The organism is Providencia sp. PROV033, assembly GCF_028484855.1.
In the GTDB taxonomy this organism is placed as follows: Bacteria; Pseudomonadota; Gammaproteobacteria; order Enterobacterales; family Enterobacteriaceae; genus Providencia; species Providencia alcalifaciens.
Genome location: NZ_JAMPSW010000094.1, coordinates 1 through 14,239, shown reverse-complemented (window position 1 = coordinate 14,239; position 14,239 = coordinate 1). Strand labels below are relative to the sequence as shown.

Annotated in this window: 10 protein-coding genes; 8 read left to right on the top strand and 2 right to left on the bottom strand. The window is 44.4% G+C overall.

Annotated elements, in window-relative coordinates; genetic code table 11:
* Positions 1-453: 453 nt before the first annotated feature.
* From secE to rpoC, 8 genes are all read left to right on the top strand, one after another.
* Positions 454-840, top strand: a complete 387-nt coding sequence (gene secE / locus PSF16_RS14055) for a preprotein translocase subunit SecE (RefSeq protein ID WP_006657042.1) — start codon at positions 454-456, stop codon at positions 838-840.
* On the top strand, positions 841-1,386 hold the full coding sequence (nusG, locus tag PSF16_RS14050; RefSeq protein WP_006657043.1) for a transcription termination/antitermination protein NusG: 546 nt from the start codon (positions 841-843) through the stop codon (positions 1,384-1,386). It abuts the gene before it with no gap.
* Between the two features lie 165 nt (positions 1,387-1,551).
* Positions 1,552-1,980: a 50S ribosomal protein L11 gene (gene rplK / locus PSF16_RS14045; protein WP_006657044.1), complete on the top strand. Its 429-nt coding sequence runs from the start codon at positions 1,552-1,554 to the stop codon at positions 1,978-1,980.
* Between the two features lie 4 nt (positions 1,981-1,984).
* Positions 1,985-2,686, top strand: coding sequence for a 50S ribosomal protein L1 (rplA, locus tag PSF16_RS14040; RefSeq protein ID WP_006657045.1), 702 nt, complete (start codon positions 1,985-1,987; stop codon positions 2,684-2,686).
* A 334-nt stretch (positions 2,687-3,020) separates the two neighbouring features.
* The gene (gene rplJ, locus PSF16_RS14035) at positions 3,021-3,518 is read left to right on the top strand and encodes a 50S ribosomal protein L10 (RefSeq protein WP_006657046.1); all 498 of its coding nucleotides are present in this window, start codon (positions 3,021-3,023) and stop codon (positions 3,516-3,518) included.
* A 60-nt stretch (positions 3,519-3,578) separates the two neighbouring features.
* Entirely contained in the window at positions 3,579-3,944 is a 366-nt protein-coding gene (rplL, locus tag PSF16_RS14030; RefSeq protein ID WP_006657047.1) for a 50S ribosomal protein L7/L12, read from the top strand.
* 355 nt (positions 3,945-4,299) lie between these two features.
* Positions 4,300-8,328, top strand: coding sequence for a DNA-directed RNA polymerase subunit beta (gene rpoB, locus PSF16_RS14025; protein ID WP_006657048.1), 4,029 nt, complete (start codon positions 4,300-4,302; stop codon positions 8,326-8,328).
* A gap of 109 nt (positions 8,329-8,437) precedes the next feature.
* A complete protein-coding gene (rpoC, locus tag PSF16_RS14020) occupies positions 8,438-12,661 on the top strand; it encodes a DNA-directed RNA polymerase subunit beta' (RefSeq protein WP_006657049.1) in 4,224 nt (1,407 codons plus the stop codon).
* Positions 12,662-12,728: 67 nt separating this feature from the next.
* On the opposite strand, the gene PSF16_RS14015 is transcribed toward rpoC, so the two are convergent.
* Together PSF16_RS14015 and PSF16_RS14010 are read right to left on the bottom strand one after the other, a co-directional pair.
* A complete protein-coding gene (locus PSF16_RS14015) occupies positions 12,729-13,238 on the bottom strand; it encodes a pyridoxamine 5'-phosphate oxidase family protein (protein WP_036963413.1) in 510 nt (169 codons plus the stop codon).
* 78 nt (positions 13,239-13,316) lie between these two features.
* Complete coding sequence (locus PSF16_RS14010) at positions 13,317-13,976, bottom strand: class I SAM-dependent methyltransferase (RefSeq protein ID WP_336313817.1); 660 nt, start codon at positions 13,974-13,976, stop codon at positions 13,317-13,319.
* Positions 13,977-14,239: the final 263 nt, after the last annotated feature.

The following is a 14,239-nucleotide window of genomic DNA, read 5'->3' as shown; positions in this document are numbered from 1 at the left end:
TTTTGCAATCCGTGAAGGTGGTCGTACTGTAGGTGCGGGTGTTGTTGCAAGAATCATTGCATAATACCGCTCTTTCTGAATAAGAAAGAACCACTTTAGTAAAAAGGGCATCGACTGATGCCCTTTTTATACTCAAGTTTTTAAAATGCCAACGCTGTAAACCTAAGAACCTATCTCATCAATCGTTTTAATAATTATTGGTGAGATAGGCTCTGAAACAACGATTTACTAACTGTATTGAGAGCCCGATACAGTTATATGAGATTTATTAAGGTTTTGCTCAGAAGTTATGGTATATTTTACCGCTGCCACAAAAAGAAATTTATTTTCAGAATAGGGTGGTCAATAAATTTACTGGGTATGCTGGCATATTCTATTGGTGTGCTCTGATTGCCGTACTGTATAAGTAAGGCAAGCGGGCTTTATACATATTTCATGGTAACAGGTTGAATTATGAGTGCGAATAGCGAAGCTCAAGGAAGTGGACGCAGTGCAGACATCTTCAAATGGGTAGTTGTCTGTGCCTTACTATTAGTTGCTATCGTGGGTAACTATTACTTCCGTCAATATAATCTCGCACTGCGTGCTTTTGCAGTTGTAGCTGTAGTCGCTATTGCTGGTGCTGTTGCTTTGTGGACCACAAAAGGTAAAGCAACTCTGGCGTTTGCGCGCGAAGCTCGCATCGAGGTGAAAAAAGTCATTTGGCCTACTCGCCAGGAAGCATTGCAAACAACGTTGATTGTTGCTGCTGTAACGGCTGTAATGTCATTAATCCTGTGGGGATTAGATGGTATCCTAGTGCGTTTAGTTTCATTTATTACAAGCCTGAGGTTATTCTAAATGTCAGATTTACCTAAAAAACGCTGGTATGTCATTCAGGCATTCTCTGGTTTTGAAGGTCGCGTAGCACAGTCTCTGCGTGAACATATCAAATTACATAATATGGAAGAGTTGTTCGGCGATGTTATGGTTCCAACTGAAGAAGTTGTTGAGATCCGTAGCGGTCAACGTCGTAAGAGCGAACGTAAATTCTTCCCAGGCTACGTATTAGTTCAAATGGTCATGAACGATGACTCTTGGCACTTAGTACGCAGTGTTCCGCGTGTAATGGGCTTTATCGGTGGAACGTCAGATCGTCCAGCGCCAATTAGTGATAAAGAAGTTGACGCGATCATGAATCGCTTACAACAAGTTGGTGATAAGCCACGTCCTAAAACACTATTTGAACCAGGTGAGATGGTTCGTGTTAGCGAAGGTCCATTCGCTGACTTCAACGGTGTTGTTGAAGAAATCGACTATGAAAAGAGCCGCTTAAAAGTCTCTGTTTCCATTTTTGGTCGTGCAACGCCTGTTGAGTTAGATTTCGGACAGGTAGAAAAAGCCTAATTAATCCGAGTCTCAGACTTGCAAAAGGCGCGAAATTTTCATACAATTTCGCGCCTTTTGTTTTTTATGCTTGGCAAAATACTATACAAATAGGGTTTTGCGGGGCGTTAATGTAACGGGGAGCCTTATCGACTAAGGCGTTATTACCCAATTTGAGGAAATATCATGGCTAAGAAAGTACAAGCCTACGTTAAGCTGCAAGTAGCAGCTGGTATGGCAAACCCAAGTCCACCGGTTGGTCCAGCACTGGGTCAGCAAGGTGTGAACATCATGGAATTCTGTAAAGCGTTCAACGCAAAAACAGACAGCCTGGAAAAAGGTTTACCAATTCCTGTTGTTATTACTGTTTATGCAGACCGTTCATTCACTTTCGTAACTAAAACTCCACCGGCAGCAGTTCTGCTGAAAAAAGCGGCTGGCGTTAAGTCTGGTTCTGGTAAGCCGAACAAAGACAAAGTTGGTAAAGTGACTTCTGCACAGGTTCGCGAAATCGCAGAAACTAAAGCTGCGGATATGACTGGTGCTGACGTTGACGCGATGATGCGTTCAATCGCTGGTACTGCTCGTTCCATGGGCCTGGTAGTGGAGGACTAATAGAATGGCTAAACTGACTAAGCGCATGCGCAATATCCGTGAGAAAGTTGATGTAACTAAACAGTATGACATCAATGAAGCCGTTGCTCTGCTGAAAGAATTAGCGACTGCTAAATTCGTTGAAAGCGTTGACGTAGCTATCAATCTTGGTATCGATGCTCGTAAATCTGACCAGAACGTTCGCGGTGCAACTGTACTGCCACACGGTACTGGCCGTTCAGTTCGCGTTGCTGTGTTCGCACAAGGCGCAAACGCTGAAGCTGCTAAAGCTGCTGGCGCTGAACTGGTTGGTATGGAAGATCTGGCTGATAAAATCAAAGCTGGCGAAATGAACTTTGACGTTGTTATTGCTTCTCCAGATGCAATGCGCGTTGTTGGCCAATTAGGTCAAGTTCTGGGTCCACGCGGTCTGATGCCAAACCCGAAAGTTGGTACTGTAACTCCTAACGTTGCTGAAGCTGTTAATAACGCTAAAGCGGGTCAGGTTCGTTACCGTAACGACAAAAACGGAATCATCCACACCACTATCGGTAAAGCTGATTTCGACGCTGACAAATTGAAAGAAAACTTAGAAGCACTGCTGATCGCGCTGAAAAAAGCAAAACCAGCTTCTGCTAAAGGCGTTTTCATCAAGAAAATCAGCCTGTCCACTACAATGGGCGCAGGTGTTGCTATCGACCAATCTGGTCTGTCAGCAGCAGTTTAATTCCGTTAGCATTTGCTAATCGGTAATTAGGCTTTACCTTTGCGTTAGATTTGTATAAAATTTGACGCCTCGAGTTTGTTGGGGATAGAAATATGCCCAACAAACCACAAATTTCGGTATGGAGTCTGGCCTTTCCAGACCCCGTCCAAGACCGCAGGTGTAGTTTATTAGTTACTAGTAGCTACTTAATTTACCTGCGTAGACGGTGACAGAGATACCTAGAATTTATTCTGGATTTCTATTCTGCTCACCGTGTTTTAGCGCTCTTACATAATGTTGTGTTTGAGTGATGTGAGTCCCGGGTTTTCCCGGTTAATCCAGGAGCAAGAAGCTAATGGCACTAAATCTTCAAGACAAACAAGCGATTGTTGCTGAAGTCAGCGAAGTAGCCAAAGGCGCGCTTTCTGCAGTTGTTGCTGATTCACGCGGCGTAACTGTAGCAAAAATGACTGAACTGCGTAAAGCAGGTCGCGAAGCTGGCGTTTACATTCGTGTTGTTCGCAACACTTTGATTCGTCGTGCTGTTGAAGGTACAGCGTATGATGTACTGAAAGACGCGTTTGTTGGTCCAACCTTAATTGCTTTCTCTAACGAACATCCGGGCGCTGGCGCTCGTCTGTTCAAAGAGTTCGCGAAAGCGAATCCAGCATTTGAGATTAAAGCTGCGGCCTTTGAAGGTGAGTTAATCCAAGCGAAAGATATCGATCGTCTGGCAACTCTCCCAACTTACGATGAAGCAATCGCACGCCTGATGGCAACCATGAAAGAAGCCGCTGCCGGCAAATTGGTTCGTACTCTGGCTGCTCTGCGCGATCAGAAAGAAGCTGCATAAGCCCTTTCCTTCGTTGCTTTTTAACGTATAAACTATTTCTGAATTTTAGGAACACTTGTTATGTCTATCACTAAAGACCAAATCCTTGATGCAGTTGCAGAAATGTCTGTAATGGACGTTGTTGAACTGATTACTATGATGGAAGAAAAATTCGGCGTTTCTGCTGCTGCAGCTGTTGCTGTTGCTGCGGGCCCAGCTGAAGCTGCTGAAGAAAAAACTGAGTTCGACGTTGTTCTGGCATCTGTTGGTGCGAACAAAGTTGCAGTTATCAAAGCAGTACGTGGTGCAACCGGTCTTGGCCTGAAAGAAGCTAAAGACATGGTAGAATCAGCTCCAGCAGTTATCAAAGAAGCTGCAAGCAAAGACGAAGCTGAAACTCTGAAAAAATCTCTTGAAGAAGCAGGCGCTTCTGTTGAACTTAAATAAGTTCAAATTCAAGAACGCAGCTTAAGTAATTAGGCTGATGGCTGGTGATTTTATAATCACCAGCCTTTTTGCGCTGTAAGGCGTGATGGGTGTTAACAGCTTTTCACGCAGTTTTAATGTTAACAAACAACCCCCCAATACTTCTTTCTATTGACGACTTAATATACTGTGTTCTGCGCTACGACCCGCTCGGGTAGCTCGGTAGCCTCAGGAATGCAATGAAATGATTTAAGAGTAATAGCAATGAGTATTACGGAAAGTATTCATTTTCCATTTCTTCAAAAACGCGTTCCTGTTCTGTCCTTTACCTAAGGACGAACGACTTGGGTCACTGATCAACGAGCTGAGGAAACCTATGGTTTACTCCTATACCGAGAAAAAACGTATTCGTAAGGATTTTGGTAAACGTCCACAAGTTTTGGATATACCTTATCTCCTTTCTATCCAACTTGACTCGTTCCAGAAGTTTATCGAGCAAGATCCTGATGGCCAGAATGGTTTGGAAGCAGCTTTCCGTTCTGTATTCCCAATTCAGAGCTACAGCGGCAATGCGGAACTGCAATATGTCAGCTATCGTTTAGGCGAGCCTGTTTTTGATGTTAAAGAATGTCAAATTCGCGGTGTGACGTATTCTGCACCACTGCGTGTAAAACTGCGCCTGATCGTTTATGAGCGAGAAGCACCAGAAGGCACCGTTAAAGACATCAAAGAACAAGAAGTCTACATGGGTGAAATTCCACTCATGACTGAAAACGGAACTTTTGTTATCAACGGTACTGAGCGTGTTATCGTTTCTCAGTTACACCGTAGTCCAGGTGTATTCTTTGACAGCGATAAAGGTAAAACTCACTCTTCAGGTAAAGTGCTGTATAACGCACGTATTATCCCTTACCGTGGTTCATGGCTTGATTTCGAATTTGATCCGAAAGATAACCTGTTTGTACGTATTGACCGTCGCCGTAAATTACCTGCGACCATTATTCTGCGTGCAATGGATTACAACACCGAAGAAATCTTAAATCTGTTCTTCGAAAAAACTGTATTCCAAATCCGTGATAATAAACTGATGATGACGCTGGTTCCTGAGCGTTTACGTGGTGAAACAGCTTCTTTCGATATCGAAGCAAACGGCAAAGTCTATGTTGAAAAAGGCCGTCGTATCACTGCACGTCATATTCGTCAGTTAGAAAAAGAAGAAATTAACAGCATCGAAGTTCCTGTTGAATACATCGCAGGTAAAGTTGTTGCAAGAGACTATATCGATGAGAGCACTGGTGAGCTGATTTGTGCAGCGAACATGGAGCTGTCATTAGATATGTTGGCACGTCTGAGCCAATCTGGTCACAAAACAATTGAAACATTGTTTACTAACGACTTAGACCACGGTGCTTATATCTCTGAAACCGTTCGTGTCGACCCAACTAACGATCGCTTAAGTGCACTGGTAGAAATCTACCGCATGATGCGTCCTGGTGAGCCACCAACTCGCGAAGCGGCAGAAAACCTGTTCGATAACTTGTTCTTCTCTGAAGACCGTTATGACTTGTCTGCTGTAGGCCGCATGAAGTTTAACCGTTCACTGAACCGCGATGAAATCGAAGGTTCTGGTATCCTGAGTGAAGAAGACATCATTGATGTTATGCGTAAACTCATCGATATCCGTAACGGTAAAGGCGAAGTCGATGATATCGACCACTTAGGTAACCGTCGTATTCGTTCCGTTGGTGAAATGGCTGAGAACCAATTCCGTGTAGGTCTGGTTCGTGTTGAGCGTGCAGTGAAAGAGCGTCTTTCTCTGGGCGACCTCGATGCATTAATGCCACAGGATATGATCAACGCTAAGCCAATTTCAGCCGCAGTTAAAGAGTTCTTTGGTTCCAGCCAGCTGTCTCAATTTATGGACCAGAACAACCCACTGTCTGAAATTACGCACAAACGCCGTATCTCTGCATTAGGCCCTGGTGGTCTGACTCGTGAACGTGCGGGCTTCGAAGTACGTGACGTACACCCAACTCACTATGGTCGTGTTTGTCCAATCGAAACGCCTGAAGGTCCGAACATCGGTCTGATCAACTCATTATCTGTTTATGCACAGACCAATGAGTATGGTTTCTTAGAAACCCCTTACCGTTTAGTTCGTGATGGCATCGTAACGGATGAAATCCATTACTTGTCTGCAATCGAAGAAGGTAACTTCATCATTGCTCAGGCAAACACCGTATTAAGTGATGATGGTCGTTTCATCGAAGAATTGATCACTTGTCGTAACAAAGGTGAATCAAGCTTATTCAGCCGTGAACAAGTTGAATATATGGACGTTTCGACTCAACAGGTTGTTTCTGTTGGTGCGTCTCTGATCCCATTCCTTGAACACGATGATGCTAACCGTGCATTGATGGGTGCAAACATGCAACGTCAAGCGGTTCCTACTTTACGTGCTGACAAACCATTAGTTGGTACAGGTATGGAACGTGCAGTAGCGGTTGACTCCGGTGTTACTGCTGTTGCTAGACGTGGTGGTTCAGTTCAATACGTTGATGCTTCTCGTATCGTTATCAAAGTTAACGAAGATGAGATGTATCCGGGCGAAGCTGGAATCGATATCTATAACCTGACTAAATACACTCGTTCTAACCAGAACACCTGTATCAACCAGATGCCTTGCGTATCTTTAGGTGAGCCAGTTGAACGTGGTGATGTGTTAGCTGATGGTCCTTCAACAGACCTTGGTGAATTAGCACTTGGTCAAAACATGCGCGTGGCATTCATGCCATGGAATGGTTATAACTTCGAAGACTCCATCTTAGTTTCTGAGCGTGTTGTTCAAGAAGACCGTTTCACAACTATTCACATTCAGGAACTCTCTTGTGTGTCTCGTGACACCAAATTAGGACCTGAAGAGATCACTGCGGATATTCCAAACGTTGGTGAAGCAGCACTGTCTAAACTTGATGAATCCGGTATCGTTTATATCGGTGCAGAAGTGAAAGGCGGCGATATTCTGGTTGGTAAAGTAACCCCTAAAGGTGAAACACAATTAACGCCAGAAGAAAAACTGCTGCGTGCTATCTTCGGTGAGAAAGCGTCAGACGTTAAAGACTCTTCTTTACGTATTCCTAACGGTGTATCTGGTACAGTTATCGATGTACAAGTATTTACCCGTGATGGTGTAGAGAAAGACAAACGTGCTCTGGAAATCGAAGAAACTCAGTTACGTGATGCGAAGAAAGACTTAACAGAAGAACTGCGTATTTTTGAATCCGCATTGTTCTCTCGTATCCGTTCTGTACTGATCAGCGGTGGTATTGAAGCTGAAAAACTGGATAAACTGCCTCGTGACCGTTGGTTAGAATTAGCGTTAGCTGATGAAGAGAAACAGAACCAGTTAGAGCAATTAGCTGAACAGTATGATGAACTGAAATCTGAGTTCGAGAAGAAACTGGAAGCGAAACGTCGCAAGATCACCCAAGGTGATGACCTTGCTCCGGGCGTACTGAAAATTGTTAAGGTTTATCTGGCTGTTAAACGTCAGATCCAACCGGGTGATAAAATGGCGGGTCGCCATGGTAACAAAGGTGTTATCTCAAAAATCAACCCAGTTGAAGACATGCCTTACGATGAAAACGGTAACCCAGTTGACATCGTTCTGAACCCACTGGGCGTTCCATCACGTATGAACATCGGTCAGATTCTGGAAACTCACTTAGGTATGGCTGCTAAAGGTATTGGTGAAAAAATCAATGCTATGCTTAAACAGCAGCAAGAAGTTGCCAAACTGCGTGAATTCATCCAGAAAGCTTACGATTTAGGTGATGACCCGCGTCAGAAAGTTGACTTAAATACTTTCTCTGATGAAGAAGTTATGCGTTTGGCTGAGAACCTGAGAAAAGGCATGCCAATTGCAACGCCAGTGTTTGATGGTGCGAAAGAGAAAGAAATTAAAGAACTGCTGAAACTGGGCGGTCTGCCAACTTCAGGTCAGATTACACTGTTCGACGGTCGTACTGGCGAGAAATTTGAGCGTCAGGTAACCGTAGGTTACATGTACATGCTGAAACTGAACCACTTGGTTGACGATAAGATGCACGCCCGTTCAACTGGTTCTTACAGCTTGGTTACTCAGCAGCCGCTGGGTGGTAAAGCGCAGTTCGGTGGTCAGCGTTTCGGGGAGATGGAAGTGTGGGCACTGGAAGCATACGGTGCAGCCTATACTCTTCAAGAAATGCTTACAGTTAAATCGGATGACGTTAACGGCCGTACGAAGATGTATAAAAACATCGTCGATGGCAGCCATCAGATGGAACCTGGTATGCCGGAATCTTTCAACGTATTGCTGAAAGAAATCCGCTCACTGGGTATCAACATCGAGCTGGAAGACGAGTAATTCGTTTTGTGCCGGAAGGTTCGCCTTCCGGCCCATGTAAGCACTGGGATTTGGGGAGAGTGGCCTCGAGCACTCACCTGACAGGTCTAACTCCGACAGGAGCCATTTAGTGAAAGACTTAATTAAGTTTCTGAAAGCGCAAACCAAGACCGAAGAGTTTGATGCGATCAAGATTGCTCTGGCATCACCTGATATGATCCGTTCATGGTCATTCGGTGAAGTTAAAAAGCCAGAAACCATTAACTACCGTACGTTCAAACCAGAACGTGATGGTCTTTTCTGTGCGCGTATTTTCGGGCCAGTAAAAGACTACGAATGTTTGTGCGGTAAGTACAAGCGTTTAAAACACCGTGGTGTGATTTGTGAGAAGTGTGGCGTTGAAGTTACACAAACTAAAGTTCGTCGTGAGCGTATGGGTCATATTGAACTCGCATCTCCGACTGCACACATTTGGTTCTTAAAATCACTGCCATCCCGTATCGGTTTGCTGCTCGATATGCCACTGCGCGATATCGAACGCGTTCTGTACTTTGAATCTTATGTTGTTGTTGAAGGCGGGATGACCAGCCTTGAGCGCGCACAGATTCTGACAGAAGAGCAATACTTAGATGCGTTGGAAGAGTTCGGTGACGAATTTGACGCAAAAATGGGTGCGGAAGCAATCCAAGGTCTGCTGAAAAACCTCGATCTTGAGAACGAGTGCGAAACGCTGCGTGAAGAGTTAAATGAAACTAACTCAGAAACCAAGCGTAAAAAGCTGACCAAGCGTATCAAACTGTTAGAAGCGTTCATTCAATCTGGTAACAAACCAGAGTGGATGATCTTAAACGTTCTGCCAGTTCTGCCACCTGATCTGCGTCCATTAGTTCCACTGGATGGTGGTCGTTTCGCAACATCAGATCTGAACGATCTGTATCGTCGCGTAATCAACCGTAACAACCGTCTGAAACGTCTTCTGGATCTGGCTGCGCCAGACATCATCGTACGTAACGAAAAACGTATGTTGCAAGAAGCGGTTGATGCACTGTTAGATAACGGTCGTCGTGGTCGCGCAATCACAGGTTCTAACAAACGTCCTCTGAAATCTTTGGCAGATATGATCAAAGGTAAACAAGGTCGTTTCCGTCAGAACTTACTTGGTAAGCGTGTTGACTACTCAGGTCGTTCTGTAATCACCGTAGGTCCATACCTGCGTCTGCATCAGTGCGGTCTGCCTAAGAAAATGGCACTTGAGTTATTCAAACCATTTATCTACGGCAAATTAGAATTACGTGGTCTGGCAACAACCATTAAAGCTGCGAAGAAAATGGTTGAGCGCGAAGAAGCGGTTGTTTGGGATATCTTGGATGAAGTTATCCGTGAACACCCAGTTATGCTGAACCGTGCACCAACACTTCACCGTCTGGGTATCCAAGCTTTCGAACCAATTTTGATCGAAGGTAAAGCTATCCAATTGCACCCACTCGTTTGTGCGGCATATAACGCCGACTTCGATGGTGACCAAATGGCGGTACACGTTCCTCTGACTCTGGAAGCTCAGTTAGAAGCGCGTGCGTTGATGATGTCAACCAACAACATCCTGTCACCTGCAAGTGGTGAGCCTATCATCGTTCCTTCTCAGGACGTTGTATTGGGTATCTACTACATGACTCGTGACTGTGTAAACGCGAAAGGCGAGGGCATGGTATTAGCCGGTCCTAAAGAAGCTGAGCGTGTTTACCGTTCAGGCCATGCTTCACTGCATGCCCGTGTTAAAGTCCGTATCACTGAAGAAGTGAAGGACAGCGAAGGTAACATTACGATTAACACTGGTTTAGTTGATACCACGGTTGGTCGTGCAATTTTATGGATGATCGTACCGAAAGGTCTGCCTTACTCTCTGGTTAACCAAGCGTTAGGTAAGAAAGCAATCTCCAAAATGCTGAACACTTGTTACCGTGTACTGGGCCTGAAGCCAACCGTTATTTTTGCTGACCAAATCATGTATACCGGTTTTGCCTATGCGGCACGTTCTGGTGCATCGGTTGGTATCGACGATATGGTTATTCCAGAGAAAAAAGCTGGAATCATCGCCGAAGCAGAAGCGGAAGTTGCAGAAATTCAGGAACAGTTCCAGTCTGGTCTGGTTACAGCAGGCGAACGTTATAACAAAGTTATCGATATCTGGGCAGCGGCAAACGAACGTGTTGCTAAAGCGATGATGGAAAACTTGTCTACTGAAGCAGTCATCAACCGTGACGGTGAAGAAGAACAACAAGTTTCTTTCAACAGTATCTTTATGATGGCCGACTCCGGTGCTCGTGGTTCTGCTGCGCAGATTCGTCAGCTAGCAGGTATGCGTGGTCTGATGGCGAAGCCAGATGGCTCCATCATCGAAACACCAATCACGGCGAACTTCCGTGAAGGTCTGAACGTTCTCCAGTACTTTATTTCTACCCACGGTGCTCGTAAAGGTCTTGCGGATACCGCATTGAAAACAGCGAACTCCGGTTACCTGACTCGTCGTTTAGTTGACGTTGCTCAAGACTTGGTAGTGACTGAAGATGACTGTGGTACTCACGAAGGTATCCTGATGACTCCGGTTATCGAGGGTGGCGACGTTAAAGAACCACTGCGTGAACGTGTACTTGGACGTGTAACAGCTGAAGATATCCTGATCCCAGGTACAGCTGATATTCTGGTTCCACGTAATACACTGTTACACGAAAAACTGTGTGACCTGTTAGAAGCTAACTCTGTTGATAGCGTGAAAGTACGTTCCGTTGTAAGTTGTGAAACTGACTTCGGTGTGTGTGCTCACTGTTATGGTCGTGACCTGGCTCGTGGTCATATCATCAACAAAGGTGAAGCTATCGGTGTTATCGCGGCACAATCAATCGGTGAGCCGGGTACACAGCTGACGATGCGTACGTTCCACATCGGTGGTGCGGCATCTCGTGCGGCAGCAGAATCTAGCATCCAAGTTCGTAACACAGGTACTCTGAAACTGGTTAACGCGAAATTCGTAACCAACTCAGAAGGCAAACTGGTTATTACTTCACGTAATACAGAATTGCGTCTGATTGACGAATTCGGTCGTACTAAAGAGAGCTATAAAGTTCCTTACGGTGCACACTTAACCAAAGGTGATGGCGCGTCAGTGATCGGCGGTGAAACCGTTGCGAACTGGGATCCACACACCATGCCAGTTGTCAGTGAAGTATCTGGTATCATCAGCTTCTCCGACATGCTTGATGGCCAGACTATGACTCGTCAAACTGATGAGTTAACCGGTCTGTCTTCAATCGTGGTTCTGGATACAGCTGAGCGTACAAGTGCTGGTAAAGACTTACGTCCTGCGCTGCGTGTTATCGATGCGAACGGCAATGATGTTCTGATCCCTAACACCGACATGCCAGCTCAGTACTTCTTACCGGGTAAAGCAATTGTTCAGTTAGATGATGGCATTGCGATCAATGCCGGTGATACTTTAGCGCGTATTCCACAAGAATCCGTCGGGACTAAAGATATCACGGGTGGTCTGCCACGCGTTGCTGACTTGTTCGAAGCTCGTCGTCCGAAAGAGCCTGCGATTCTGGCTGAAATCAGCGGTATTATCTCGTTTGGTAAAGAAACCAAAGGTAAACGCCGTCTGGTTATCACTCCATTAGATGGTAGTGAGCCATACGAAGAGATGATTCCTAAATGGCGTCAGCTCAACGTATTCGAAGGTGAAATCGTTGAACGTGGTGACGTTGTTTCTGATGGTCCAGAGTCTCCACATGACATCCTGCGTCTGCGTGGTGTTCATGCTGTGACTCGTTACATCACTAACGAAGTTCAAGAAGTTTACCGCTTACAAGGCGTTAAGATTAACGATAAACACATCGAAGTTATCGTTCGTCAGATGCTGCGTAAAGTCACCATCGCGGATGCAGGAAGCTCTGAATTCCTCGAAGGTGAGCAGGTTGAGTACTCTCGTGTTAAAGTTTCTAACCGTAAACTGGAATCTGAAGGTAAAATTCCGGCTAACTTTGATCGTGATCTGTTGGGTATTACTAAGGCATCTCTGGCAACAGAATCCTTTATCTCAGCGGCATCATTCCAAGAAACTACACGCGTACTGACAGAAGCTGCGGTAGCAGGTAAACGTGATGAACTGCGCGGTCTGAAAGAAAACGTTATTGTTGGACGTCTGATCCCTGCGGGTACTGGTTTTGCGTATCACCAAGATCGTATCCGTCGTCGTCATCTGAGCGAAGCTGTGGAAGCTCCACAAGTTAGCGCAGACGAGGCAACAGCGAACTTAGCTGAACTGTTAAATGCAGGCTTCACTAGCGACAATCAGAAATAATTTTTGATTGATAGAATCGCTTAATAGAACCGGTGTCGAAAGATACCGGTTTTTTTTTGCCAATGAGTTATTCATCATTCAGGTAACTTAGAGGCACCGAAACCCGTCTATTTTCTTTGTGTGTAACCCAACTTTCAATATCAACCAACCAGAATTGCTCAATGTCTACTTGATAAAATCGAGAATGCCCATTTTTTTGAAGTTGTTCTAAGGGAATCATGTCTGTTAAGTGCTGAGTATCGTCAAACGGTGTGAGTTGATAAAAATGTGAGTAAGCACTGATACATTCTTCATCAGATAGCTCACGGGCATGCCCGATAAATTGTGCGCCATCCAATCCTATCTCGGGATATTCAATTAAATCATAACGAAATAGAGAACCGCTCACTTGAGGGTTTTGTCGAATGTTTTGGGAATGCTGACTTTGATGACATGAAAACCAAATAAAGCGTAATGGATTAAGGAGTATTCTAGGCTCTACAGTAGAAGCCCACGGCGAATGATCGTTGCATTGCGTGGCAAAAGTGACAAAACGGGCGGTATGTAAGAGCGCTAAACTACGTTGTTTTAAACTCATGGGGTCTCCATTGTATGTGTGTAAGAAGAAAGTCCGTTATTGGGATTTTCGCGATAAGTTATTGTGTATTGAATTGAGTTAAGGGGTCTTTTTGTGCGCTGTGATAATGATGCAGTGGGGACATTGAAGATAGTTCAATAGCGCGGGATCGTTGTTTGAAAAGCTCGGTGAATAGGGGAGTGTTGTGACGTTACTAAAGCCTGCTTGCTCAAATCTATTCTTTAGGGTTTCCAAAGAATAATAATAGGTGGGGAGAGTGATATCAGTAGATGCTTCGCAGATATTTAGAGCCACCTGGCTGCCATCATGTAGGGTGTCCTGAGCAATTAAGCGAAAACCGTAAGGTCGATAGTACTCTGGGTCGGTCGAAAAATTCGGGGATAGCGTTATCGCAATGATTTTCCCTTGAGGGGTTAAAGCTTGATACATGCTTTGGAGTAACGTAAGTAGATGTACTTTATTGACCGCGTAGGGCAGTAGATAGATAGCGATGACCACATCAAATGAATAATGGAGGATTGAGCTCATTTCATTAATATATTGAATATTTTTAGGTGTTCTGGCTTCATGTTCTTGAGCGCTTTTTATCATTCCTATTGAGGTATCATAGCCAACAACATGCTTGTATCCTTGGCTTACTAACCAGCGAGATATTGCCCCTCCACCGCAGCCATAATCTAGTATCCTGACTAAAACATCTTCCCCTAACCACTTTTTGAAAGTCGGTAATTCGAGCATTTTTCGATATGGCCATAGCAAACTTTTATTATAGAAATCAGCTAAATTATTAAAGTTTTTCATTGTATATAGAGTTGGGATTTTTTGTTAACACGTTAACTTCATCATTATTTGAATGATTGATGAATAAAACAATATCTTTAATTAAGTATTTTTATAATGAATAAACACACCAATTAAATTTTAGAAGTAATATAGGTGAACATTAACTTAGTGAATATCATCTCATTTGTTAGTTACTAACAATTATTGAACCATATGGC

Excerpts from the sequence above, each read along its gene's own strand:
- secE (WP_006657042.1), top strand. The coding sequence starts at position 454 with ATGAGTGCGAATAGCGAAGCTCAAGGAAGTGGACGCAGTGCAGACATC.
- nusG (WP_006657043.1), top strand. The coding sequence starts at position 841 with ATGTCAGATTTACCTAAAAAACGCTGGTATGTCATTCAGGCATTCTCT.
- rplK (WP_006657044.1), top strand. The coding sequence starts at position 1,552 with ATGGCTAAGAAAGTACAAGCCTACGTTAAGCTGCAAGTAGCAGCTGGT.
- rplA (WP_006657045.1), top strand. The coding sequence starts at position 1,985 with ATGGCTAAACTGACTAAGCGCATGCGCAATATCCGTGAGAAAGTTGAT.
- rplJ (WP_006657046.1), top strand. The coding sequence starts at position 3,021 with ATGGCACTAAATCTTCAAGACAAACAAGCGATTGTTGCTGAAGTCAGC.
- rplL (WP_006657047.1), top strand. The coding sequence starts at position 3,579 with ATGTCTATCACTAAAGACCAAATCCTTGATGCAGTTGCAGAAATGTCT.
- rpoB (WP_006657048.1), top strand. The coding sequence starts at position 4,300 with ATGGTTTACTCCTATACCGAGAAAAAACGTATTCGTAAGGATTTTGGT.
- PSF16_RS14015 (WP_036963413.1), bottom strand. The coding sequence starts at position 13,238 with ATGAGTTTAAAACAACGTAGTTTAGCGCTCTTACATACCGCCCGTTTT.
- PSF16_RS14010 (WP_336313817.1), bottom strand. The coding sequence starts at position 13,976 with ATGCTCGAATTACCGACTTTCAAAAAGTGGTTAGGGGAAGATGTTTTA.